At 45.1% G+C, this 24777-nt stretch carries 29 protein-coding genes; 16 read left to right on the top strand and 13 right to left on the bottom strand.

The window, feature by feature from the left end:
* The first annotated feature begins 28 nt into the window (after nt 1–28).
* Nucleotides 29–655, top strand: a complete 627-nt coding sequence (gene upp, locus CAG69_RS06780) for a uracil phosphoribosyltransferase (RefSeq protein ID WP_041852906.1) — start codon at nt 29–31, stop codon at nt 653–655.
* A gap of 121 nt (nt 656–776) precedes the next feature.
* On the opposite strand, the gene CAG69_RS06775 is transcribed toward upp, so the two are convergent.
* Nucleotides 777–2030, bottom strand: a complete 1254-nt coding sequence (locus tag CAG69_RS06775; RefSeq protein WP_161443323.1) for a uracil-xanthine permease family protein — start codon at nt 2028–2030, stop codon at nt 777–779.
* Between the two features lie 364 nt (nt 2031–2394).
* On the opposite strand from CAG69_RS06775, the gene CAG69_RS06770 reads away from it, so the two are divergent.
* Nucleotides 2395–3603 (top strand): DUF2066 domain-containing protein, encoded by a 1209-nt coding sequence (locus tag CAG69_RS06770; protein WP_161443321.1) that lies wholly within the window; start codon nt 2395–2397, stop codon nt 3601–3603.
* A gap of 139 nt (nt 3604–3742) precedes the next feature.
* Here the strand turns inward: CAG69_RS06770 and CAG69_RS06765 are convergent, their stop codons facing one another.
* The 4 genes from CAG69_RS06765 to CAG69_RS06750 are packed head-to-tail and all read right to left on the bottom strand — an operon-like array spanning nt 3743 to nt 6594.
* A complete protein-coding gene (locus tag CAG69_RS06765; RefSeq protein ID WP_012841511.1) occupies nt 3743–4183 on the bottom strand; it encodes a DUF2069 domain-containing protein in 441 nt (146 codons plus the stop codon).
* Between the two features lie 22 nt (nt 4184–4205).
* Nucleotides 4206–4775 (bottom strand): NAD(P)H:quinone oxidoreductase, encoded by a 570-nt coding sequence (gene wrbA, locus CAG69_RS06760; RefSeq protein ID WP_012841512.1) that lies wholly within the window; start codon nt 4773–4775, stop codon nt 4206–4208.
* Nucleotides 4776–5126: an arsenate reductase (glutaredoxin) gene (gene arsC, locus CAG69_RS06755; protein ID WP_005380410.1), complete on the bottom strand. Its 351-nt coding sequence runs from the start codon at nt 5124–5126 to the stop codon at nt 4776–4778. It lies immediately after the preceding gene.
* A gap of 16 nt (nt 5127–5142) precedes the next feature.
* Nucleotides 5143–6594: a beta-barrel assembly-enhancing protease gene (locus CAG69_RS06750; RefSeq protein WP_012841513.1), complete on the bottom strand. Its 1452-nt coding sequence runs from the start codon at nt 6592–6594 to the stop codon at nt 5143–5145.
* Between the two features lie 257 nt (nt 6595–6851).
* Between CAG69_RS06750 and CAG69_RS06745 the strand changes: the two genes are divergently transcribed.
* Both CAG69_RS06745 and CAG69_RS06740 read left to right on the top strand, forming a co-directional pair.
* Nucleotides 6852–7088 carry a sulfurtransferase TusA family protein gene (locus tag CAG69_RS06745; RefSeq protein ID WP_161443324.1) on the top strand — a complete coding sequence of 79 codons (237 nt, stop codon included), beginning with the start codon at nt 6852–6854 and terminating at the stop codon, nt 7086–7088.
* A 1-nt stretch (nt 7089) separates the two neighbouring features.
* Entirely contained in the window at nt 7090–8163 is a 1074-nt protein-coding gene (locus tag CAG69_RS06740) for an AI-2E family transporter (protein WP_006741685.1), read from the top strand.
* A gap of 78 nt (nt 8164–8241) precedes the next feature.
* Here CAG69_RS06740 and bcp read toward each other — a convergent pair whose 3' ends face one another.
* Both bcp and CAG69_RS06730 read right to left on the bottom strand, forming a co-directional pair.
* Nucleotides 8242–8712, bottom strand: coding sequence for a thioredoxin-dependent thiol peroxidase (gene bcp / locus CAG69_RS06735; RefSeq protein WP_005380418.1), 471 nt, complete (start codon nt 8710–8712; stop codon nt 8242–8244).
* 16 nt (nt 8713–8728) lie between these two features.
* Nucleotides 8729–9271 carry a glycine cleavage system protein R gene (locus CAG69_RS06730; RefSeq protein ID WP_012841515.1) on the bottom strand — a complete coding sequence of 181 codons (543 nt, stop codon included), beginning with the start codon at nt 9269–9271 and terminating at the stop codon, nt 8729–8731.
* A 476-nt stretch (nt 9272–9747) separates the two neighbouring features.
* On the opposite strand from CAG69_RS06730, the gene dapA reads away from it, so the two are divergent.
* On the top strand, nt 9748–10626 hold the full coding sequence (gene dapA / locus CAG69_RS06725; RefSeq protein ID WP_161443319.1) for a 4-hydroxy-tetrahydrodipicolinate synthase: 879 nt from the start codon (nt 9748–9750) through the stop codon (nt 10624–10626).
* An 80-nt stretch (nt 10627–10706) separates the two neighbouring features.
* Nucleotides 10707–11726: an outer membrane protein assembly factor BamC gene (gene bamC / locus CAG69_RS06720; RefSeq protein ID WP_006741687.1), complete on the top strand. Its 1020-nt coding sequence runs from the start codon at nt 10707–10709 to the stop codon at nt 11724–11726.
* A gap of 106 nt (nt 11727–11832) precedes the next feature.
* Here bamC and CAG69_RS06715 read toward each other — a convergent pair whose 3' ends face one another.
* The 4 genes from CAG69_RS06715 to CAG69_RS06700 are packed head-to-tail and all read right to left on the bottom strand — an operon-like array spanning nt 11833 to nt 14251.
* Nucleotides 11833–12036 carry a DUF2897 family protein gene (locus CAG69_RS06715; protein ID WP_012841517.1) on the bottom strand — a complete coding sequence of 68 codons (204 nt, stop codon included), beginning with the start codon at nt 12034–12036 and terminating at the stop codon, nt 11833–11835.
* A complete protein-coding gene (locus CAG69_RS06710) occupies nt 12033–12731 on the bottom strand; it encodes a M15 family metallopeptidase (RefSeq protein WP_048625865.1) in 699 nt (232 codons plus the stop codon). The genes CAG69_RS06715 and CAG69_RS06710 overlap by 4 nt, the downstream gene beginning before the upstream one ends.
* Nucleotides 12732–12745: 14 nt before the next feature.
* Nucleotides 12746–13882, bottom strand: a complete 1137-nt coding sequence (dapE, locus tag CAG69_RS06705) for a succinyl-diaminopimelate desuccinylase (RefSeq protein ID WP_161443318.1) — start codon at nt 13880–13882, stop codon at nt 12746–12748.
* An 18-nt stretch (nt 13883–13900) separates the two neighbouring features.
* Nucleotides 13901–14251 (bottom strand): ArsC family reductase, encoded by a 351-nt coding sequence (locus CAG69_RS06700; protein ID WP_161443316.1) that lies wholly within the window; start codon nt 14249–14251, stop codon nt 13901–13903.
* 291 nt (nt 14252–14542) lie between these two features.
* Here CAG69_RS06700 and CAG69_RS06695 point away from each other — a divergent pair, with 291 nt between their 5' ends.
* Nucleotides 14543–14830, top strand: coding sequence for a winged helix-turn-helix domain-containing protein (locus CAG69_RS06695; RefSeq protein WP_005380433.1), 288 nt, complete (start codon nt 14543–14545; stop codon nt 14828–14830).
* A 34-nt stretch (nt 14831–14864) separates the two neighbouring features.
* Here the strand turns inward: CAG69_RS06695 and CAG69_RS06690 are convergent, their stop codons facing one another.
* Both CAG69_RS06690 and CAG69_RS06685 read right to left on the bottom strand, forming a co-directional pair.
* Entirely contained in the window at nt 14865–15197 is a 333-nt protein-coding gene (locus CAG69_RS06690) for a DUF4156 domain-containing protein (protein ID WP_161443313.1), read from the bottom strand.
* 3 nt (nt 15198–15200) lie between these two features.
* Complete coding sequence (locus CAG69_RS06685) at nt 15201–15554, bottom strand: DUF2956 domain-containing protein (RefSeq protein WP_161443312.1); 354 nt, start codon at nt 15552–15554, stop codon at nt 15201–15203.
* Nucleotides 15555–15697: 143 nt separating this feature from the next.
* Here CAG69_RS06685 and CAG69_RS06680 point away from each other — a divergent pair, with 143 nt between their 5' ends.
* From CAG69_RS06680 to fliS, 9 genes are all read left to right on the top strand, one after another.
* The gene (locus CAG69_RS06680) at nt 15698–16183 is read left to right on the top strand and encodes a DUF2919 family protein (protein WP_161443310.1); all 486 of its coding nucleotides are present in this window, start codon (nt 15698–15700) and stop codon (nt 16181–16183) included.
* A 46-nt stretch (nt 16184–16229) separates the two neighbouring features.
* Nucleotides 16230–17132, top strand: a complete 903-nt coding sequence (locus CAG69_RS06675) for a Dyp-type peroxidase (protein ID WP_161443308.1) — start codon at nt 16230–16232, stop codon at nt 17130–17132.
* 143 nt (nt 17133–17275) lie between these two features.
* Entirely contained in the window at nt 17276–18415 is a 1140-nt protein-coding gene (locus CAG69_RS06670; protein ID WP_161443306.1) for a flagellin, read from the top strand.
* 263 nt (nt 18416–18678) lie between these two features.
* Nucleotides 18679–19812: a flagellin gene (locus CAG69_RS06665; protein ID WP_005393103.1), complete on the top strand. Its 1134-nt coding sequence runs from the start codon at nt 18679–18681 to the stop codon at nt 19810–19812.
* A 288-nt stretch (nt 19813–20100) separates the two neighbouring features.
* Nucleotides 20101–21231: a flagellin gene (locus CAG69_RS06660; protein WP_005380449.1), complete on the top strand. Its 1131-nt coding sequence runs from the start codon at nt 20101–20103 to the stop codon at nt 21229–21231.
* An 89-nt stretch (nt 21232–21320) separates the two neighbouring features.
* Nucleotides 21321–21755, top strand: a complete 435-nt coding sequence (gene flaG / locus CAG69_RS06655) for a flagellar protein FlaG (protein WP_005384493.1) — start codon at nt 21321–21323, stop codon at nt 21753–21755.
* A 21-nt stretch (nt 21756–21776) separates the two neighbouring features.
* Nucleotides 21777–23771 (top strand): flagellar filament capping protein FliD, encoded by a 1995-nt coding sequence (gene fliD, locus CAG69_RS06650; protein WP_161443304.1) that lies wholly within the window; start codon nt 21777–21779, stop codon nt 23769–23771.
* Between the two features lie 3 nt (nt 23772–23774).
* Nucleotides 23775–24080: a flagellar protein FliT gene (locus CAG69_RS06645; RefSeq protein ID WP_005380456.1), complete on the top strand. Its 306-nt coding sequence runs from the start codon at nt 23775–23777 to the stop codon at nt 24078–24080.
* A gap of 12 nt (nt 24081–24092) precedes the next feature.
* Nucleotides 24093–24503, top strand: a complete 411-nt coding sequence (gene fliS / locus CAG69_RS06640; protein ID WP_012841524.1) for a flagellar export chaperone FliS — start codon at nt 24093–24095, stop codon at nt 24501–24503.
* The last annotated feature ends 274 nt before the right edge of the window (nt 24504–24777 follow it).

Here is a 24777-nt window from a genome sequence, read left to right as displayed (position 1 = left end):
ATATTGCCAACTATAGCCGGAGATGGACATGAAAGTTGTTGAAGTAAAGCACCCTCTAGTAAAACATAAAATTGGTCTAATGAGAGAAGGTGACATCAGCACAAAACGTTTTCGTGAGTTAGCGACTGAGGTCGGTAGCCTACTTACTTACGAAGCAACGTCAGACTTTGAAACAGAAAAAGTGACCATTGATGGTTGGAACGGTCCGGTAGAAGTAGACCAAATTAAAGGTAAAAAAGTAACCGTAGTACCAATCCTACGTGCAGGTCTAGGCATGATGGACGGTGTTCTTGAGCACATGCCAAGCGCACGTATCAGTGTTGTTGGTATTTACCGTGATGAAGAAACACTTGAGCCAGTTCCTTACTTCAACAAGCTTGCTTCTAACATCGATGAGCGTATTGCGCTTGTTGTTGACCCAATGCTTGCAACGGGTGGTTCTATGATTGCTACGATTGATCTTCTAAAAGAGAAAGGTTGTAACCAAATCAAAGTGTTGGTACTTGTTGCTGCACCAGAAGGTATTGAAGCGCTAGAAAAAGCACACCCAGATGTGGAGCTATACACTGCGGCAATCGATGAGAAGCTAAATGACAAAGGCTACATCGTACCGGGTCTAGGTGATGCAGGTGATAAGATCTTCGGTACTAAGTAATTCTTTAATGTATTACTACGACTGAACAGAAAAAACAAAGGCTTGGTGAAAACCAAGCCTTCTTTATATCTATAATACGAGAAGAATAAAATGCGCCACTCAGTAAAGCAGCGCAGACGCACTATTTCGCGTTCTCTTCTTCCATTTGTGCGTTATCTACAACGTGGTTTTCACCTAAATCGTTTGGCAGCACAAGGTTAAGAATAATTGCCACGATACCGCATAGGCTCACACCTTGCAGGCTGAACTCGCCAATACCGAAAGCCATACCGCCAATACCAAATACAAGTGTTACGGCAACGATCACTAGGTTGCGAGACTTATGTAAATCAACGTTATTCTTGATCAGTGTGTTGAGGCCTACCGTGGCGATAGAGCCGAACAGCAGAATCATGATACCGCCCATGACAGGTACTGGAATCGTTTGAAGAACCGCGCCTAGCTTACCTACCAATGCAAGTACGATTGCAGTGATCGCAGCCCAAGTCATGATCACAGGGTTAAATGCTTTGGTTAGCATTACCGCTCCTGTAACTTCACTGTAAGTGGTGTTTGGTGGAGCACCCACCATCGAGGCTGCGATAGTTGCCACCCCGTCACCTGCGATTGTGCGATGAAGGCCAGGTTTTTTCAGGTAGTTTTTACCTGTAACGTTTGAGATAGCAAGCATGTCACCTACGTGCTCAACCGCAGGTGCGATAGCGACAGGAATCATGAACAAAATTGCGTTGATATTGAACTCTGGCGCGGTGAAGTTTGGCATGGCTAGCCAAGCCGCTTGTTCTACGGGAGTGAAATCAACCACACCGTAGAATAGAGAAACAGAGTAACCAGCAAGAATACCACCAACAATAGGAACGAGCTTCAAAAAGCCTTTTGCAAAAACGCTGAGTACAATGGTTGTGAGCAGTGAGACCGCCGAGATAATGATCGCAGCATCACCATTAACTAGCTGTGCAGCTCCATCACCAGTTTTACCTACCGCCATGTTCACTGCTGTTGGGGCAAGGCCAAGGCCGATAACCATGATCACAGGGCCAACGACAACAGGCGGGAGAATTTTATGGATAAATCCAACACCGCGCACTTTGATCATCGCCCCTAGAGCCACATAAACTAAGCCCGCTGCCATCAAGCCGCCCATCGTTGCACCGATACCCCAAGTTTGGATACCGAACATAATAGGAGCAATAAACGCAAAAGAAGAGGCAAGGAAGATGGGAACAGAACGTTTAGTCATTAATTGGAAGAGGAGAGTACCGACACCGGCACCAAAGAGGGCTACGTTTGGATCAAGGCCAGTTAGGAGCGGCACAAGCACCAAAGCACCAAAAGCGACAAAGAGCATTTGAGCGCCTTGTAACGCGTTTTTCATAATAATTCCCTATTTTCAAGATACGCAGACAAATCCGGCGAATACTATCATCCTGCAATCATTTGCAATGTTGCATAGATCAAACTTTCGATTGAATTTTTCCCATAAATAGCACTTTTGAGAGTTGCTTGCTTGCAAATTGTCCTCTTTTACGTGTCTTGCGTGAAGATGAAAATGGACAGCCTAACTTATTGAGATAGCTTAATAAGCAATGAGTTTATTATAAGAAATAGCACTGAAGCGCTGGTTGAGGCCCGAGTTAACAAAGCTGGTCATAATACAGACAATTTACTCAGTACTTACCTTGCTCAAGATTTGATAGTTGCTTATTATTCGGGTTCTTGTTCAGAGGATTATAAAAACTATGCGCTATTTAGCTCTCTTACTGATAGGTTGGTTGTCCCTACCAGTATATGCATTAACTCAGGTGGATATCTATCGTGCCGAAGTGGTTATCGACAGTGAGCAGAACGACGGTGAGTCTTTGGCTCGTCAACAAGGTATGCAGGATGTGATTGTTCGAGCGACCGGTTCTCAATCCTCTTTAAGCAATCCGGTGATTAAAAAGGCACTCAGCTCAAGTGCGCGTTACATTTCCCAACTGAGCTATGGGCAGGTTGATGGAAAAGCGAGCTTAAAAATGTTGTTTAACAGCGACCAAATCAGCTCGCTTTTAACACAAGCACAATTGCCATCTTGGTCGCCAAATCGCGCCAATATTTTGGTTTGGATGGTGGAAGAGCAGGGCTACGATCGTAATATTGCTTGGGAGCATTCCGACTCTTCAAACGTTGTAGCACTTCGCAGTGCTGCGAAATCGAGAGGCTTGCCGATCACGATCCCGGTTGGTGATTTTGATGATGTAACTGGTGTGAATGTTTCTGATCTTTGGGGCGGCTTTATTGAGCCTATTGGCCAAGCCAGCCAGCGCTACCCAGCGGATGCTGTTTTAGTTGTGCGCGCTCAAGGTGAACAAATTCGCTGGACGTTATACGATCAATCACCAATGAGAATTGTTGAAGCACAGCGCTCTCCGCGTAACGGTTCCGCATCAGGCGCCAATGCCATTGCTGAGATGGTTGATGGCATCGCTGACTACTACGCGAGTAAGAGCGCAGTGGTAGTATCTGGAAAATCTTCAAAAGCGTTGGCGGTGAAAGTCCTTAATGTAACGTCTGCCACGGACTTCTTCCGTTTAGAGAATGCGTTAAAACAACTTAATTCGGTTGCGGGTACGGAAATTAAGCGTGTCCAAGGTGATGAGCTGACGCTCAACATCCATCTTTTGGCATCTCAACAAGCTTTTGAGAAAGAAGCTTCTTCTATTTCTCAATTAATGGTTTTTGAAGATCCTTTGGGTGAAGTTGATGCCCCAGCTTTAACTCAAGAAGCAGAGCCAATTGCTCCGATGAATGAAGCTAAAGATACAGCTATGGTAGAAAAAGTGCAGTCTGAAGTGCCTGCGGATATCGCGGCGGAAGCAAAGGACGAAACGCAACCAACTCAGCCGATGATTGTGGAGCCTGTCCGAGAACAGTATGACTTGATCTACGAGTGGCGCTCGGCATCGTAATTGCGTTGATAGCGTTCCAGGCGTGAAGCGCAAGGATCAAACACCAATTTGGTAAGCGTAAAAAAGAGTCGCAATAGCGACTCTTTTTGTTTTCTAAATTCGTATTCGAACCAATGGTCAGTGATGACTGCGATTAGCGTTATTTATTGAATTTCGCTTTTTCTTCTTTTTCTACTTGAGAGAGGCGTTTCAACTTAAGACCTAGCTCTTTGCCTCTCGCTCTAGCAAACAAAATATTGCCAGCGAAACCGAGTGAAGTCAGGAGCAACTCTACTGCCGCAAGCCAACGTTCTCCACCATCCACATAAAGGATGGTCAGCGCATGCAAGAAATACAGCATAAGAACAAAGTTAGCCCAAGCATGAGTGTAAGGCTTACCAGCCAAAATACCAGGCAACGGAAGTAATAGCGGAATACACCAAGCAATAGCAAGTGTTGTGCTGCTGAGGTGAGGGTGAGGGGACAACGCAAGCTGCCAAATTGCGACCCAGGCTAATAAGGCTAAGTTGCCAAATAAAGCTAGGTAACGATAGGTTTTAGCCTGTGTACCGAGTGGTGTTTGGTCTAAAGAGTCAGACATCGATTAACTATCCTTGATTTTACTAACAGACTTTTAGTTTTAACGCTGCAGTTGCCAGCCTTTTGCCTAATTGTTGTGCCAGACGAATCTCTTCACTGCTGAGGGTTGCCTCATGGCCTACACTGCTGGCGCCATACGGAGTGCCTCCGGACTGCGTAGTGTGTAACTCTGGTTCGGCATAAGGAATGCCCAAAACCATCATCCCGTGATGCAACAAAGGGGTCATCATGCTTTGTAACGTTGTTTCTTGACCACCATGCATCGAAGAGGAAGAAGTAAAAACACAAGCTGGCTTATCGATTAAGTCACCACTGACCCATAAAGATGTAGTCTGATCCCAGAAGTGCTTTAAAGGCGCAGCCATGTTGCCAAACCAGACGGGACTGCCAAACGCTAGACCGTCGCACGTTTTCAGTTCCTCTAGAGTAACAATTGGATCAGAAGGGGAGTGTGAGTGAGGTGACAATTCTTCAACTGTACGCAAAATTGCTTGGCATTGAGGAGTCGACTCGACTCCTCTTGCTATCTGTCTTGCCAGTTGTTTTGTCGAGCCGTGACGGCTGAAATACAAAATAAGGATCTGGCAATCCATTTATAGAATATCCAACACTTGCTCTGGTGGTCGACCAATTTTCGCTTTGCCGTTGGCAACTACCACCGGACGCTCAAATAATTTTGGATTTTTCGCCATTGCTTCGAACAATTGCTCATCGCTAACAGAGTCTTCGCCTAGGCCAAGTTCTTTGTATTCGCTTTCTTTGGTGCGCATCATTTCACGTACAGATGAAAAGCCAAGTTGTGCGTACAGCGCTTTTAGCTCATCTACGTTAAGTGGTGTGTCTAGGTATTTGACGACTTCCGGTGTAACACCATTTTGCTCAAGCAGTTCAAGTGTTTGACGGCTCTTTGAGCAACGAGGGTTGTGATAAATCACGACTGACATGGTTTTCTCCATTTCGTTATTGTAATGCCATGAATCGATCTCTTTGGATCATGAGTTGGTCAATACGGGCATCGTATCGAGCTTGCTCTAAGCTGCCCAACTTGGCCATTTTACTTGCTTCACTATAATATTGAATCGCTTTATTCCAGTTTGCTCGCAACGCCAAAATTTCCGCTCGCGCAGCCAACTCTTCATCACTACGTCCTAGCGCGTGGTAGCTCTTCGATATTAGGTGCCAGCCATTTGTATCTTCAGGATAATCATGAGTGTATCTTTGAAGAACTCGCGTGGCTTGATCGTTTTTATTGTCCTCAAGTAGTGCATTGGCATAGTTAATGGTCAATACTTTATTTTGAGGGTTCCGAGATAACGCTTTACGGAGCATCTCGGTTGCTTTTTCTGGCTGCTTCTTCTCGATATATAAATCCGTCATAGCATCCAGGTAGAACGGGTTACTTGGGTCCTGCTCCAGCAACTTTTTCAAAATAGGTTCCGCTTGAGACAAGCGTTTGCTGTCTAAATGTACGAGTGCCCGCCCATAGTCAAAAGCAGGTGTGATGTCCGCAGAGGCTTTCTTTTGAGTTCGTTCAAACCAGCCCAAAGCAGCTTGTCCATCAATGCCAGCGTAACGAGCCACAATGCGCGCACGCGCTAGGTGATAGTCTATTGAAGGCACAACACGCATTGGTGGATAGGTCCTTGCTCGTGCACGGCTATCGGTAATTCGATCTTCAGGTAGTGGGTGAGTCAGTAGCATTGGCGGCGGTTTACTCGCATAACGATATTCATCTGCAAGACGGCCAAAAAAACGTGGCATTGCTTGAACATCAAAACCAGCTTTTGCCAGTGTCGAAATACCAAAGCGGTCCGCTTCTTTCTCATTTGCGCGAGTGTAGTTGATTTGGCTTTGCATGTTACCTGCGGTTGCCGCCGTGATTGCAGCCATCCCCGCTTCTGGTGAGGCAATCGAAAGCAGTAATGCGCCAGCGAGTGCAGCTAATGTGGCCGGAGAGCGACGTGCTTGCTCTTCCATGCTGCGCGCAAGGTGGCGTTGTGTGACGTGCGCAATCTCGTGAGCAACAACAGAGGCCAACTCACTTTCTGAACGCGCATGAAGAAACAACCCAGAGTGCAACGCTACGTAACCACCAAAAAACGCGAACGCGTTAATATTGCGGTCGCGAATCATAAAGAAGTGAAACGGCGTTTTTACATCGTTCGCATTGGCTACTAATCTGTGCCCGAGAGCGTCAATATACTCATTGATAACAGGATCATTAACGATAGGTTTACTGGCTCTGAGCATACGCATATAGGCGTCGCCGTAAATCAACTCTTGGTCTATTGAGAGCGTGCCACCAGCAGCCGTGCCAATGTCTGGCAAGTCAATGCTATTGGCATAAGTTGTCGGCGAACTGATTGCAGCTGCAAGACATAAGCAAACTAGCGAGCGAGTGCGTTTTAACATACGTTTAAAAGGTTCTCCAAAATACATAAGCATGTGGTTAGAGGCTGAGAACCTCTCAACAGCGCCACATGCGTTTTGGTTATCCGCGAGGATATAAGCTAGCAATAAGACCGGAAATAAATGAATTGGTTTCGTAAATTATTTTATATCCGAGTCATTTCAGCATGTGGTTAAATCATGTCAGAAGTGCTAGCACCAGCTCAAAAAGCCGTTACAATACAACCCTATCATAAGTGCAGAGCAATACAATGGAATCCATGTTACTTGATTTGCGTGAACAACGTTGCCCTATGGCACTGTTACTTGCAAAGCGTCGCGCTGCTGAAGTCTTTCAAGGAGAAACGCAGCAGTATCATCAACTTGTTATTCAAGTGGTGGATAACAGCTCTAAACGAGACATTGTGAACTATCTCAGTGCCCAAGGGTACTCAGTTGATTGCCAATCTACATCAGAGCACTACACATTGACTGTATTCAATAAGGAATCCGCATAAGATGTTTGAAATGGTTAGTCGTTGGTATAAACGACGTTTCTCAGACCCTCATGCAGTAAGTCTCGTCGCGATCTTGCTGTTTGGTTTTATCACCATTTACTTCTTTGGGCATTTGATTGCGCCATTGCTTGTCGCGATCGTTTTGGCTTATTTACTTGAATGGCCAGTCGTAAAAATGTGTCGCATGGGCGTGCCGCGCACTTTGTCGGTCATCATCGTGATCTTAATGTTCGTCGGATTGATGTTGATCGCTTTGTTTGGTTTGGTTCCGACGATTTGGACTCAGGTCGGTAATCTAATTAACGATATTCCAAATATGTACAACGGGTTACAAAAGTTTATTGTCACGCTACCAGAACGTCACCCTGAGTTAGCAAACTTAGAAATTGTAGAAACCGTGGTGACAAATGCCAAAAACCAAGCGTTGGGACTTGGTGAGAGTGTAGTAAAAGGCTCACTTGCGTCATTAGTCAGTATTGCGACGCTAGCGGTATACTTGATTTTAGTGCCACTACTTATCTTCTTCTTACTGAAGGACAAAGAAGAGATGCTAAGAATCGCGAGTGGTGTTTTGCCGAAAAACCGTAAACTCGCGAATAAAGTTTGGCATGAAATGAACGAGCAGATCTCCAATTACATTCGCGGTAAAGTGCTCGAGATTTTAATAGTGGGTGGCGTGAGTTACGTGACTTTTGCCATTTTAGATCTTCGCTATTCGGCGCTGCTTGCCGTAGCTGTCGGTCTATCTGTGTTAATTCCTTATATCGGCGCGGCAGCTGTAACTGTGCCTGTCGCCATCGTTGGTCTGTTCCAATGGGGTCTTGCGCCTCCGTTTTATTGGTTGCTGCTTGCCTACGGTATTATCCAAGCGCTGGATGGTAATGTGTTGGTTCCTGTTCTGTTTTCTGAGGCGGTAAATCTACACCCAGTTGCCATCATTGTGGCAGTGTTAGTCTTCGGTGGCTTGTGGGGTTTTTGGGGCGTATTCTTCGCCATTCCGTTGGCGACACTAGTTAAAGCCGTATGGCATGCTTTACCAAGTACGGAAGAAAACGAACCAGTCGAACAAGAGTAGGCGTTACCAAAGTACAATGCTCAAAAGAAAGCCCAGCAGTTTGCTGGGCTTTCTTGTTATTTGAAGAACGGAACGCGCTTATGCGTTTTCGTTCAGGTAATTTAATACGACTTCGTGGTGATCTTTAGTTTTGAACTTGTTGAACACGTGTTCGATCACGCCTTCTTCATTGATTAGAAAGCTAATGCGGTGAAGACCATCGTATACTTTACCCATGAATTTCTTTTCGCCCCAAACGCCAAATTGGTCTGCAACGGCATGATCTTCGTCAGAAAGTAGGGTGAAGTTTAAATCATCACGCTCGATGAATTTGCCTAGGCGTTTTACAGGGTCGATGCTTACGCCAAGTACAACCACGTTGTGCGCATCTAATTCAGCTTTGATGTCACGTAGACCTTTTGCTTGTGTAGTACAACCCGGCGTCATCGCCTTAGGGTAAAAGTAGAAAAGTACTTTTTTGCCTTTAAAGTCTTCAAGAGAAACGGTATTTCCGTCTTGGTCGAGCAAAGAGAAGGCTGGCGCTGGCGAGCCTGCTGTCAGCGTATTCATTTTGATTTCCTTTACGTTATAGTGTGTTTTTAATGAAATTCAGAGAACCTTGTACGTTGAGCGACTGACAAAGTTCATCGAAATCTTCTTGTAATTGCATTAAGTTACAATCCGCACTTACTGATGCGGTAATCGCAATGTGGAATTGGTCGGCATCAAGTTGAATTTTCGACTTACTGATAGTTTGGGCACTAAGAGAGTCCAAACCAATCTGTTGATCCGCGAAGAACTTAGTAAACTTTTCAGTCAGACCTGGGCGGTCTTCAGACTCAATAAACACTTCCATTGTGTAGCTGTTGTCGAGCAATTCGTGCGCCGACGTACGCTTCATAATCGTAATCAGGTCATGCTCTTGGCCAAGTAGGGGCAATTGCGTTTCTACTCGAGTCACACTACTGGCGTTCCCAGTTAGGAGCATGATCAGCGTAAATTCACTTCCAAAGATAGCGATACGGCTATCGACTATGTTACAACCGGCTTGAGTAACGAGGTGTACGACTTGGTTACAAATGCCTGGACGGTCCGTTCCAACTGCTGTAAGTACCAGATGTTGCTTCATAAATGAGCTTCTTGTCCTTTCTTCAATAGAGAGATGTTAGCACAGATATTGCGGAGAAATATCGAGTCAGTTCTTTTTTTAGTTTACAAAAAAGTAGGTTGGCTCTTGAGGTGAACGATTGGAGGCAAGCAGTAAACGAGGGAGTTGGGGGAATAAAACGTTTGCATGATGTGCTTGCGTATTGTTTGGTCTTTTTATTCACTCAGGTCTGACTTGGTGAGCGCAACCCAAGAGTATATTTTCCTGGCTTGTGCACTTCAGTATTTTCCAAATCACTGATAGATTCTAAAGTCACTCGAAGCCCAACACGATTATCAATATTGCCGCTAATCAAACCAAATAGAGCAATTAAGTTGCTAGACCTCTAACAACTGATAATTATTCATTCATTTGTACTTTGTAAGCGAGTTTACGCTCTTGTGTTTTTCAATCGCATTACAGTACCATGCAGAAAGAGTTAAATGAGGGAGATAAACATGTTTTCAGGAAGTATCGTAGCGCTGATTACGCCATTCAAAGCAGATGGCGAAGTAGACTTTGACAGTCTGCAAAAGCTAGTAGAGTACCACGTTGAAGCGGGTACAGACGGTATTGTGGCAGTAGGCACAACAGGTGAGTCAGCGACACTGACCATTGAAGAGCATGTAAAGGTCGTTAATAAAACTGTTGAGTTTGCCGACGGTCGCATCCCTGTGATTGCTGGCACGGGTGCAAATGCAACCCACGAGGCAGTAACATTTAGCAAATTACTGGCTGATTCTGGTATTGCTGGCTTCCTGAGTGTGACACCGTATTACAACAAACCAACTCAAGAAGGTTTGTTCTTGCACTACAAGGCAATTGCTGAAGCGAGTGATGTGCCTCTAATTTTATACAACGTACCAGGCCGTACTGCTGTTGATATGCAGCCAGAAATAGTGGCACGCTTGTCAAAGCTTGATAATATCGTGGCTTTAAAAGATGCAACGGGCGATTTGGACCGAATTGCAATTCACCGTGAACTTTGTGGCGAAGATTTTATCTTACTAAGTGGCGATGATGCGACGGGTCTCGATTTTGTGAAACTTGGCGGCAATGGTGTTATCTCGGTAACGAACAATATTGCAGCTAAAGATATGGCAGACATGTTCCATTTGGCAAGTGAAGGTAAGTACGAAGAAGCAGAAGCGATTAACCAACGCTTGATGACTCTACACAAAAACCTTTTCATTGAAGCAAGCCCTATCCCAGTAAAATGGGCAGCGCAAAAGCTTGGTTTGATTGAAGAAGGTGGTTTGCGTCTTCCTTTAACCACACTTTCTGAAAAATCGCAGCCGATCGTTGAACAGGCGTTAACCGACGCCGGTATTTATTAAAATTGAGCTATTAAGATTGAGTTACTAGGATTGAAGTTCATACTGGGGGCCAAAGCGCCCTCGGTGTTTTAGGAGTATAGATGAAGCTTTCAAGCCAGTTAGTGTTAAGTTCATTAGCTGTATTCGTATTGACTGCCTGTTCAGGTGGTGCCAATCAACGTCGTCAAGCAAAAGATGACTTCGAGTATTTGAACTCCCCTAATTTGGGTGAGTGGAATGTCCCACAAGGCGCACAGCCACAGTTTTATCCGAACTATGAGATCCCTCAGGGTAACTATGCTGGTGGTGTAGGTAAAGATGTCGACATTCGTCCACCTCAACAAGTCCTAGAGCTTATTCCTGGTGCGCGTCTGGACCGCAGTAGTGATGGTGAAGTGACACTTTGGCTACTTCGTAAAGATGAACTAGACAAGGTTTGGCAAACCGTACAAAACATGGTTGCGGCCAACGAGATTCCGGTTGAAAGCCAAACAGATTCTCGTATCGAGACGGGTTGGGTGACGTGGGATTCGCCAGACGAAGAGCTGGAAATTGGTAGCCGATATGAGATCGTACGTGCTGAAGCAAATGGTCGACACGGCTTTAAAGTGAGTCTTATTGACTGGCGTGAAGGCAATCAAGTGAAAGAAGTAACGGCGACCAACCGTGAGCGCTACAATGTGTTCATGACTAACTTGGTAACCGCTCGCTACGATCAAGAAGTACGTGAAGAAGCACAACGTAAAGCGCAAGAGTTGGTTAAACAGATCCCAATTACAATGGGTAAAGACCGCAGCGGGCTTCCTGTGATTGTCGCGCGTGCGCAATACAACATGCTTTGGCAACGTTTGCCTAATATTCTACCTAAGATGGGCTTTAAGATTGAAGAGCGTAGCCAGTCTCAGGGCACAATCACAGCGAAATATGCGTCTCCGGATGATGAATTCTGGAACGATATCGGCGTTAAACCAGTGGAGTTAGACGCTGGTAAGTACACATTCTTACTTGGTGATTTAGGCAACCGTACGTCTATCAATATTACGGATTCCTCTGGTAAGCCAGTAGAAGAAGAGTTTTTGAAATCACTAGCGCCTGTATTGGCTGCGACGGTGAAGCAGTAACCAAAGCGAACTTAACGCGATACGTTTACACAATAATTGAAAAGGGACCTAGTGGTCCCTTTTTTGATGCTTATATTCGGCGTGTCGAGATAAAGTAGGTGTTTAACTAACGAGGCTCGTCTTTGTTGCTCTCCTCGTCAGCGGAGCGCTGTTTATCCAACGTGTTCAGCTTATCTAAATCGTTCTTACGGCTTTTATCCATCTGACCAAACTTCATTTTTGCGGTGTATTTGAGTGCGGCAATGTTACCAATGACCACGCTCAACACTACAATGATAATGACCCAAGGGTTGGTGAGTATTTCTATCATAGAGCCTCCGGTGGCGTGATATTGTGAATAAATTTGGCAACGACGTTATCCAAATTATTCAGTATGACGTCAATCCCTGCAATGTTGTCGGTCTGATTTTGCTGAATCAACTGGCTTCTGAGTACATCAAGCGTCAACTGCTCGAGGCACTGTTGCCCGACAGTGCGGTGGCTAATGTGCCAAGGCTCAATCGAAACGCCACCTAAATCTTGCTGATAAGGGAAGAAGAAGCCGAATCGACCAAGGTTGGCTTTTAACCATTGGTAGAACGCTTGCTGGTGGCCTTCAATGTACTCCCAAGGTTCCAGCTTGAGTTTGGTGTCAGTAGGCAATAAATTGCGCGCATAGACATCAAAATCACAACCCCAATGATGACGACTTCCTCCAGGCAGTGCCGACCAGCGCAAAATGGCCATCAACTTCTCTTCGTCATTTAACTCTGCTTTGTTTAAAGGGCGGGAGTTGACGTCGAGAACTGGCAACTCACCAGAAAACTTCCCGTTCCAGATCGCTTTTTGGCGGTTGAAGTCACGAAAACCACTGGCGATTTCCATTTTAAAACCTGCTTCTGTTGCCGCTTTGATCATCTTTAGCAGATCGTCAGCCACTTCAGGATGGAGTAGAAACGCTTTTTGACCCACTAAAGTGGATTGCAGATGAGAATCTGTGGTGCCGGTGAGTTGCTCTGGTGTCATGGTGTTCTCGCTGATTACTTCGCTAACAGGTGTTTCAACGTGTTCTCGTACATGTCAGTCAACTTTTCTAGATCGTCCACTTTCACGCATTCGTTCACTTTATGAATCGTAGCGTTAACAGGGCCTAACTCTACGACTTGACCACCCATTCGAGCGATAAAGCGACCATCAGACGTACCGCCAGTTGTAAGTAGCGCTGGCTTCGTATCATTGACTTCGGCCACAGCAGCTACAACCGCGTCTAGCAGTGCGCCCGTATCGGTCAGGAATGGGTCGCCGTTGAATGTCCATTTTAGTTCGTAGTCCAGCTCATGCTTGTCTAGTGTTTCGGTAACACGCTGAACAATTGCGTCATTGTTAAGCTCAGTACTAAAACGTAGGTTGAACTGAACATGGAACTCGCCAGGAATGACGTTAGACGCACCAGTGCCAGCCGATACGTTCGGGATCTGGAAGCTGGTTGGTGGGAAATAATCATTTCCTTTGTCCCACTCTGTCGTCGCGAGTTCATGAATCGCGAGTAGAGACTCGTGCACTGGGTTATTGGCTAGATGAGGATAGGCCACGTGGCCTTGTGTTCCTTTTATCGTCAAATCGCCCGTAATAGAGCCGCGACGTCCATTTTTCACCACATCGCCAACTACTTCGGTACTGGATGGTTCACCGACGATACACATGTCGATATTTTCGCCACGTGCCATCAACGTTTCTACAACACGAACGGTACCATTGATAAATGGTCCTTCTTCATCCGACGTAATTAGAAAGCCGATTGAGCCTTTGTGGTCTGGGTTTTCAGCGATAAAGCGTTCAACTGCAACAACCATAGCGGCGAGTGATCCTTTCATGTCAGCTGCGCCGCGGCCATGCAAGTAATCATCAATGATAGTTGGTTCAAACGGATGTGTATCCCAGTGCTCCAGTTTGCCAGCAGGTACCACATCGGTGTGGCCAGCAAACGCAAATAGCGGCGCTTCTGAACCACGTCGAGCCCAGAAGTTCGTGGTGTCTTCAAATACCATCACTTCAATTTCAAACCCGAGTGCTTTTAAGCGCTCGATCATCAAATCCTGACAACCTGCGTCTTCCGGCGTTACGGACTGTCTACTGATCAAATCTTTAGCAAGTGCCAATACTGGACTGTCTGTCATCCTTGAGTATTCCTTTATTTAAGAGTTGAAAATGCTAGCGTATTGATCAGCTTTAAAACCGATATGAAGTTGATCATTCACTTTTAAAATTGGGCGTTTAATCATCGCAGGGTTTTCTACCAAAAGAGCGATGGCGTTTTCCTCGTTAAGTGTGTCTTTCTGCTCTTGCGCTAATTGGCGGTAGGTTGTGCCACGTTTATTGAGTACCTGTTCCCAACCTAAAGCGCGACAAAATTCACTTACCATTTCTGCATCAATGCCTTGCTTACGGTAGTCATGGAAGTCGTAAGCAATACCCTCGACTTCTAACCATTTCTTGGCTTTTTTGATCGTATCGCAGTTGGGAATACCAAACATGGTAATCGACATAGTGTTTCCTTTTTCTTTGTTCTATTTTTCACTGGCGCGGTTAAGACGCACTTAAGTGATTTGGGCTGTTAAAGCATCCTATCAAGAAGCAATCAAACTGACAAAATGCGGTGGAAAATATTTTCAGATAGATTGAGATAACTAATGTCACATAACTTATTTACGATGAATGCGCTATAAATCGAATAAAAATTCGTCTAAATCAAATGGAAAAGTCGAGTTATTGATCAAACGCAACACCTCGCTGAGCAAAAACGAAATAATGAATCAGCACAATTTTAGGAGGTGTCAATGGAATTGAGTCCTGTTTTTGCAAGGCGGCTATATTTGGCCTTGTTGGTGGAAAACCTAGAAAGGCCGAATGTGCCAAAGTTGATCGAAAAAACGGGGTGGCCTCGTCGTACTATTCAAGATGTACTCAAGGCGTTACCTGGGATCGGCATTGAACTCATATTCGTTCAAGATGGCCGACGTCATAATGACGGCTATTATCAACTTTCAGATTGGGGGCCTTTTGATAGCCAATGGGTTCTAGAGCGGGAGAGAGATATCGCTAGCAGTCTTGGATTTCGTGCATAAGCCAGCAATTGCTGGCTTTTTTCATATTCAGGCGTCATCCATTGCAGCGGTAAGCGGAGCCCAGCACGCTAAATGAGGTGATAAAATCTTGTGGGGAGACCATAAAAACGGTGTCCGCATCGATAGCCGCTGCATTGTTTTTTAAATCATTCATCGCGCCTTGCATCATCGCGTCATTAGTCATAAAAATGTAGTTATACCAATGACCCTCGCTTCCGGTGACTTCGCCTTTGTATTCGCATCGATCAGGATTGAACTGAGCGTCAATGCGAATATGAACATCTTGGCTTTGAGCATGAGTAAGGTGAGAAGGCATCGTGCAACCAGAGAGAAGTACGACAAAAAGTCCAAGAAACAGGTGTTTCATTAGCTATTTCCCCAATACTATGTAAGCAGCAAAGCCAATCCAGCTCAGGACAAGTAGTGTCCAAGGCAGTTTGCTTGATGCATGGTTTGGCGCATCGTCGGTGATGTTGTCTTGTTCGATAGCTTCTTCATGCTGACGTTGCTTTTCACGTTGCTGTTTTTTCTTCGCTTTATCGGCTTGACGATTGCGCTCTTTTTGCTGCTTCTTATATTGAGCGATGCCTTTTTCGATACCTTGAGCGATAAGCTTGGTTTGCTCTTTGGTTTGCCCCGGTTTCTGCGTGGATTTGGCAATTCTCATCGCTTCGGCTTGAGTTTCTTGAGAAGGTGCTGGGGGAGCTGGAGTTCTTTTTTTCATGTTTCTCATCAACGTCATTGTAAATCTTTGTTTAGTTTACCTGTGTAAGATGATGAAATGAACTTTAGTTCTCATCTTTGCTGGCTTGCAACTCTGAAATGATAGGTTAAAGTGGCGTTTTATCACATTAAGAAGAAGATGTTGTGCGCTACTCGTTTGACCAATATGACGCCCATGGATTTTTAAAAGCGCCGATTATTTTATGGTTTGGATGGATGTTTCTTGTGCGTTCATGGGTTGTGTTTGCGATGGCAGGCGTAAGTCGTGATAGTGGCAGTAAGCTACTCGCTATTGTTTACCCAGACTCAAGTACGCTGTATTTGGGTTTGGCGATGGGCATTCCAAGTTTGCTTCTTATGTGGTTAATGGGGCTTCGTCATCCCGACAGAGGATGGGTAAACAGAATTACTCGCTATGGTCGCGAGATCACTTTGATCTTGTGCGGTATTCAACTTGCTCAGACCATGTATCATGTGTATCTAGAACATGGAGTGTTTAATTGGGCAAACGCCCTTACCATTACCTTATTAGCTTGGTTTATGATCTATCTTCTAAATGGAAGATGGGTAAAAGACTGTTTTCATGTGCCACAATTGGCGCACGATGAACAGCAGCATTCAAAGAATTAAAAACAATAACTTCCCACTCTGGGGCAAAGTAATAGAGGAAACCTCAATGTCACAAGCTCAAACGGCGATCGTGCCAGAAGCAGGGCCATTTGCACTGTACACTCAACTTAAAGTGAACCAAAACCGTGAAAACGTATTGGATAAGCTGAAAGCACTACCAAAGTTAGTGGAAGAGTTAAATATTACCCAGCCAGGCGCGGCGCTGACCCTTTCTATCGCATTCACAAAATCGTTTTGGCAACACCTCAATGTAGACGCGCCAGAAGAGCTTATTGATTTTACTCAACTTGGCGAAGGAGACATCGTAGCGCCTGCAACGGATGTTGATGTGCTGATTCACTGTCACTCTACTCGTCACGACTTGCACTTTTATGTTCTGCGTAAGTTTCTAGAAGAGACGGCACAAGATGTCACCATTGTGGACGAAACGTATGGGTACCGTTACCTTGATGCTCGTGATATGACAGACTTTATTGATGGGACAGAAAATCCGAAAGGGGAGGCTCGCGCTGATGTGGCTCTAGTAAAAGAGGGCCCATTTGCTGGAGGTAGTTATGTCATGGCTCAACGCTTCGAACATAACCTTGCCGCTTGGAATCGCTTGAATGTCAAAGCGCAAGAAAAAGTGATTGGTCGTACCAAACCAGACTCTATCGAGCTAGAAGACGTTCCTGCTGCATCACACGTTGGTCGCGTTGATATTAAAGAAGAAGGAAAAGGTCTCAAGATTGTTCGTCATAGCTTGCCATACGGGACGGTAACAGGGCCTCATGGCCTGCTGTTTATCTCTTACTGTAATACACTTCATAACATTAAAGTGATGCTAGAAAGTATGTACGGCGTGACAGATGATAAAACAGACCAAATGCTTCGTTTCACAAAAGCGGTAACTGGTGCGTACTTCTTCGCTCCTTCACAAGAAATGCTCGCAGAGCTAGCCATCAAGTAAGTTCTCAGACTTTATTTCTTAAGCCCTCCAATTGGAGGGCTTTTGTTTTCTATTTCTATTCCAATCTCTTTTCAAAAAACACTAAACTTTTCTGTTACTTGGTCGATAAGTACTCAAAGCCTTAATTTTAGGACTCTTTATTCGTGGCGATCACCGTTAATACCAATGTTGCAGCACTTGTCGCACAGCGTCATTTGACCAGTGCAACGGATATGCTGAATCAATCTATGGAGCGTTTGTCTTCAGGGAAGCGTATTAACAGCGCAAAAGATGATGCGGCAGGTCTGCAAATCTCCAACCGTCTGCAATCGCAAATGCGCGGTTTGGATGTCGCGGTACGTAACGCGAATGACGGTATTTCCATCATGCAAACTGCTGAAGGCGCGATGAATGAGGTGACTAACATCATGCAACGTATGCGTGATTTGTCGCTTCAATCTGCTAACGGTTCAAACAGCAAAGCGGAGCGCACTGCACTGCAAGAAGAAGTTTCTGCTTTAAATGATGAGTTAAGTCGTATTGCAGAAACGACCTCCTTTGGCGGGCGTAAATTGCTGAATGGCACATTCGGTACATCGTCTTTTCAAATCGGTGCAACGGCTGGTGAAGCGGTCCAAGTTGGCCTACGGACCATGCAGCCGGAATCTTTAGGTAGCTTTTCAATGAGCTCATATCAAAGAGTCAGTTCAGATTGGACGGTTAAAAACGGAAATAATGAAATTGTTATCAGCTACCGTGATAACAATTTTGAAGAGCAGGAGATCCGTATTGAAGCTAAAGCTGGCGACGATATAGAAGAACTCGCGACTTACATTAACGGGCAGACCGATAAAGTGAAAGCGTCTGTTAATGAAGAGGGGCAACTGCAGTTACTCATGTCCCACAAGGACGCCATAAAATACCCTGGACCAACCTTCAGTGGTGGCCTGGCTGATGAGTTAGAACTTGGCAAGTATGTCACCGTAAATAGAACGGTAGATAGTATTGATATTAGCACGGTCGGTGGCGCTCAGATGGCGGTCGGCATTTTAGATGATGCTTTGAAAACGGTAGATGGCAGTCGTGCGGAGTTAGGCGCGTATCAAAACCGCTTTAATCATGCGATCAATAATCTCGATAATATCCACGAAAACTTAGCCGCTTCCAACAGTCGTATCCAAGACACTGACTACGCCAAAGAAACCACGCAAATGGTGAAGCAGCAGATCTTGCAGCAGGTCAGTACTTCTATTCTTGCACAAGCAAAACAAGCGCCCAACCTAGCATTAACCTTACTTGGCTAATGATCGACCTCGCTCGAATTTAACGTAAAACCTGCCTGTATCGACAGCTCGAAAAGAAGCTTTAGCGAAAAATGAAAGTTTTTTTGCTTTTTTATCCGCTTTGTCACGATTACCCGTCCAAACGAAGTACTTTCAAAAAAATCCAAAATTTACTCTAAAGAAAACAGGGCATGCGACGTTAATAAAAGTAACTTTGAGAGAACTACTTGGTTTTCCGAGACGTCGGAAAACGCTACACCGGAAAATCAATTGGAGAAATCACCATGGCAGTGAATGTAAACACTAACGTATCAGCGATGACCGCTCAGCGTTACCTAAACAACGCAAACTCAGCTCAACAAACTTCTATGGAGCGTTTGTCTTCGGGTTTCAAAATCAACAGCGCAAAAGATGACGCTGCGGGTCTACAAATCTCGAACCGTTTGAACGTACAAAGCCGTGGTTTGGATGTAGCGGTTCGCAACGCGAACGACGGTATCTCAATTGCACAAACCGCTGAAGGTGCAATGAACGAGACCACTAACATTCTTCAACGTATGCGTGACTTGTCTCTACAATCAGCAAACGGCTCAAACTCGAAATCAGAGCGTGTGGCGATTCAAGAAGAAGTGACCGCGCTAAACGACGAACTAAACCGTATCGCAGAAACCACTTCTTTCGGTGGTAACAAGCTACTAAACGGCACACACGGTGCGAAATCGTTCCAAATCGGTGCGGATAACGGTGAAGCTGTGATGCTTGAGCTCAAAGACATGCGTTCAGACAACAAAATGATGGGCGGTGTGAGCTACCAAGCTGAAAGTGGTAAAGGTAAAGACTGGAACGTTGCTGAAGGTAAGAACGACCTAAAAATCAACCTAACGGACAGCTACGGTCAAGAGCAAGAAATCAACATCAGCGCAAAAGCGGGTGATGATATCGAAGAGCTTGCGACTTACATTAACGGTCAAACTGACCTAGTGAAAGCCTCAGTAGACCAAGACGGTAAACTGCAAATCTTTGCTGGCAACAACAAAGTCGAAGGCGAAGTCGAGTTTTCAGGCGGCCTATCTGGCGAGCTAGGTTTGGGCGAAGGTAAAAAAGTAACGGTAGATACTATCGACGTAACCTCAGTTGGTGGCGCACAGGAATCTGTGGCTATCATCGATGCGGCACTGAAATACGTAGACAGCCACCGCGCAGAACTGGGTGCATTCCAGAACCGTTTCAACCATGCAATCAGCAACTTGGACAACATTAACGAGAATGTGAACGCGTCGAAGAGCCGTATCAAAGATACTGACTTCGCGAAAGAAACGACTCAAATGACCAAGTCACAAATTCTATCGCAAGCGTCAAGCTCAATCCTTGCGCAAGCGAAACAAGCGCCAAACTCAGCGCTAAGTCTGCTAGGTTAATTTCAAACCTAAGACGAGAACCTCATTGGTTCGTGGTGAGAGATGAGCGAGTAAACCCAGCTTCGGCTGGGTTTTTTTCTGTCTTTTGGGGACTCAGGATTTCTGCGAATCACGGCATTAGAGCTTCATCACATTTCAGTAAACCAAAGAAAATAATCGCAAAAAATTGAAAATTTCTTCTAAAGGATATTCATCGGTCGCCGTTAAAGGGACTGAGAGAAATGAGATGTACCTAAGTGAGGTGAGAGACACGACGGTACATTCACTAAAGCCTTAAGGAGATCAATTATGGCGATTAACGTTAATACTAACGTTTCAGCGATGACTGCACAGCGTTACCTAAACCAGGCAGCTGACGGTCAACAAAAATCAATGGAGCGTTTGTCTTCGGGTTATAAAATCAATAGCGCGAAAGACGATGCTGCAGGTCTACAGATTTCAAACCGCTTGAATGCACAAAGCCGTGGCCTAGACATGGCAGTGAAAAACGCAAACGACGGTATTTCTATTGCACAGGTTGCTGAAGGTGCAATGAATGAATCTACCAACATCCTACAACGTATGCGTGATCTTTCGCTTCAATCGGCGAACGGCTCTAACTCAAAAGCAGAACGTGTAGCGATCCAAGAAGAAGTAACAGCGCTAAACGACGAGCTAAACCGTATTGCTGAAACTACCTCTTTCGGTGGTAACAAGCTTCTAAACGGTACTTACGGTACTCAATCTTTCCAAATCGGTGCGGACTCAGGTGAAGCAGTGATGCTTTCTATGGGTAACCTACGCTCAGACACTTCAGCAATGGGTGGTAAGAGCTACGCAGCAGAAGAGGGTAAAGACGCATCTTGGACTGTTGGTGAGAAAACAGAGTTCAAAATGAGCTACACCAACAAGCAGGGTGAAGAGAAAGAGCTATCAATCAGCGCTAAGCAAGGCGATGATATTGAGCAGCTAGCGACATACATCAACGGTCAAAACGATGATGTAAAAGCCTCTGTTGGCGAAGATGGCAAACTACAAGTATTTGCTTCTTCTCAAAAAGTTGAAGGTGATGTTGAGTTTTCTGGCAACCTAGCAGACGAGATCGGCTTTGGTGGCCCGAAAGACGTAACAGTGAAAGACATCGATGTAACCACAGTAGCTGGCTCTCAAGAAGCAGTAGCGGTTATCGACGGTGCTCTTAAGTCCGTAGACAGCCAACGAGCTTCACTCGGTGCTTTCCAAAACCGCTTCAACCACGCAATCAGCAACCTAGACAACATTAACGAGAACGTTAACGCGTCTAAAAGCCGTATTAAAGATACTGATTACGCGAAGGAAACCACTGCGATGACTAAGTCGCAAATTCTTCAGCAAGCAAGTACTTCAATCCTGGCTCAAGCGAAGCAGTCTCCATCAGCAGCGCTAAGCTTGTTGGGCTAAGTGGTAAACCCAGCCTGAGGTCAACACCTTAGTGCTGGGGCACCACGATAGATTCTATCGTTAGCCCACAAGGTGGAAGGGAGATTGTAATGGATATATCCTCCTACGCATCGAACATCCAGCCTTACGGCACGCCAAATGGCACAAAGTTTGCAAATAAAAATGGCAATGATATAGGCACGTCTAGCCCAGCAAATTCAAATGGTGAGATTTCGCCGCAAAAAGCGAAAAACACCGAATACGACTTCTCTGTTCAAGCTGCGATCGAGATGGCTGAAAGCCGTCAAGAACTGAACAAAGAAGAACGTGAAAAATTGGTCGCACAAATGAATGAATTTGTAACGTCCATAAACAAAGGAGTCGCATTTCGAGTGGATGAAGAATCCGGACGAGATGTGGTGACGATTTATGAAGCCAATACCGGTGACGTGATTCGTCAAATTCCTGATGAAGAAATGCTAGTGGTATTGCGTCGCCTAGCTGAGCACACAGCCAACAGCGGGTTGTTGACTGAAAAAGTGTAAGTCGTTTTTAGAGGTGATTTGATGAGTTTAGGCCCTTTGGGGATGTCTGGCGGCATGGATATTAATTCCATGGTCAGCAAAATTGTGGATGCCGAACGCGTACCAAAGCAGCAACGCATCGACAACGAACGCACGACAATTAATGCCAGTATCAGTGCTTACGGGCGACTCAGAGAATCATTGGATACGATGAAAAATCTCATGGCGAACTTTCGTCAGGAGAAAGCATTTGCCGTTCGCACTGTCGAAACGACCAATGACAATATCGTATCTGCCACGGCAACCACAGATGCTATCGCTGGCAAATATGCTATCGATGTGTTGCAGCTTGCGCAGAGCCATAAAGTCGCTTCTGACGTATTGCCAGAAGACGCAAAATTTGGCCCTGGTAAGCTGCAGATTTCGCTTGGTGATGAGCGTTTTAATATCGATGTTCGTTCCCGATCTAAGCTCATCGATGTCGTACGTGGCATCAATGGCGCTAAAGATAACCCTGGCGTTCGTGCATCTCTTATTAACGACGTTGAAGGACCACGCCTTATCCTTGCTTCTAACCTCTTTGGTAAGGATCATCAAATCAGAGTCAGTGTGGAGGCAGAAAAAGGCAACCCTCTTAGATATTTCGAATACCAAACACTTGAAGACCGCGTCAACGCGCTTGAAGAAGCTCGTTCAGCGGCGGAAGATGTCTTAGGTCCTCTTAAATTTCCGGAACAACCAGCAGAAGAGCTGGATGTAAACGGCAATCCTCTACCTCCAGAAGAGCAAAAAGCGGCAGACGATGTACAAGATGATGCATCGCAAGTGCCAATCTCTGCGGCGGGTGCAGAAGCAGCAAAAGCAGGTCAAGAAGCCATTGATGAAGCCAACCGACGCGCGAGTTTACGCCCTGAAGACAGAATTCCAGGGTGGACAGAAACTGCGTCAGGTACTTTGTTGGACTCTTATGAAGAACCAGAGCTTGAACTCGACGAAAAGGCAATAGAGAAGGCACCAGATGTACCAGGCTGGAATAATGCCGCATCGGGCACCCTAACCGACTCTTACGTTACGACGAAAGAGGCCAAGCAGCTTCTCGAGCAAGAAAAAGCTGAAATTGAGCAAAAAATTGCGAGTGAAAAACAAGCGCTAGACGCAAAAGTTGAACGTGGTGAATTGACCGAAGAGCAAGCGAAACAAATTCATCGCGCTAAGCTGGATCCTCAAGAACGCGAACGTTTAGAAAAAATTGATGAAGCAGAAGCGAAAATCGCAAAAGCGCAATCTGCTTTTGAAGAATACCTCGGTATGACAGAGGTACAAGCAGGGCAAGATTCAGAAGTTCTGCTTGATGGCGTGGCAAAGCTATCTAGCCACAACAATGTAATTGAAGATGCGATCGAAGGTGTTGATTTAACACTAAAAGGCAAATCTGAACCGAATAAACCGCCTGCTGAAATTGGTGTTGAGTACGACCGTCAAAGTGTACGCAACGATATCGAAAACTTTGTGGCAGCGTATAACTCGTTTTATCAAACCTCCCAAGCGTTGGCGAGTGTGGATCCGGTAACTGGTCAAAAAGGGCCGTTGTCAGGTGACAGCACCGTACGCAGTGCAGATTCACGATTAAAATCGGTCTTTTCTACTCGAATCGATAAAGCACCTGAAAACCTAAAGTCCTTAACAGAATTTGGCATTACGACCACACGTCAAGGCACCCTAGAAATCAACTATGACATGCTAGACCGCCAGTTGAACAATAACTTCAACGAGTTAGAAAAGTTCTTCGGTGGCAACACAGGTTTTGCTAAACGAGTAGAAGATGCGATTCACGGTATCACAGGTATTACAGGCAGTATTCGTACTCGAGAAAAAAGTCTCACAGAACAAAACTACCGTTTGAGTGACGATCAAGCGGCATTAGATCGCCGCATGGAAAGCCTAGAGAAGCGTACTCATGCGAAGTTTACCGCGATGCAAGATGCGACCGGTAAAATGCAAGGCCAGTTAGGCGCTTTGATGAGTGCGTTGGGTTAATAAATGCAAAAAGAACTCATGGAAATTAGTGATATAGATCAACTAATTACGCAAGAATTAGAAAAAATTGATTTTAATGCTGAAGAAATTCTTCGCTTGGTCGATATCAGGGAACGGTTATTGCAAAACCTGTTACCAATTATTCATCAAAATCCTTTGGTTAAGCAGGATGCAGAGTGGCAAGCATTGCTAACTCGTACCAAAAGAATTGTCGAGCTGATGCAATCGGAAACGTCAAAGGTCGGAAAAGAGCTCCATAAGTTTCGTTATGGCCAGCGTTCACTTCAGCAGTACAAAAAATTTATTTAAAAGAGGATTACTATGCGCGGTTCTTTGCAAGCATACAAAAAGGTATCAGTCGACAGCCAGCTTAGCGCGGCTTCTCCGCACAAAGTCATTCAAATGCTTATGGCTGGTGCGATTGAGCGCCTTATTCAAGGTAAAGCAGCCATGCAAGCAGGCAATATTCCAGCAAAAGGTGAGCGCTTGGGTAAAGCGTTAGACATCATTATCGCGCTACGCAGCTGTCTATCTATGGATGACGGTGGTGATATTGCTTCAAACTTAGATTCACTGTATGAGTTTATGATCACGCAAATTTCTGCTGCTAACCATCAAAATGATCCTCAACTGATCGACGACGTTATCGACATTATCCGTGAGATCAAATCCGCTTGGGACCAAATCCCGACAGAGTTTCATAATCTTACAGCAGCTGAAGTCGGTATTTAATAACCAAAACAACGCGTTAAGATATCAGAGGAATATATTTGTCAATTGCGCAACGAGTTGTGTAGCAAAGTTTCTATCAAGCTCACACCTCTTTATTGCTTGGTTGCCTTATTTTTATATTCAAATAAAATAGAAGCCATTAGTAGCCCTAATGGCTTTTTTTGTTGCTGATTTTCCTATTTTGTCTATCGTAAATTGAGTGTGGTGGTTCTGCCTTCTTTTAGCACCCAATTGCGCAAATCAAGGTTTGGCCGCAACGCACCTAAAATAAAGG

This window comes from Vibrio sp. V43_P6S15P86 (assembly GCF_009904725.1).
Classification (GTDB): domain Bacteria; phylum Pseudomonadota; class Gammaproteobacteria; order Enterobacterales; family Vibrionaceae; genus Vibrio; species Vibrio diabolicus.
Note: the sequence above shows the minus strand (reverse complement) of the source record. Positions and strands in the feature narration are given on the sequence as shown.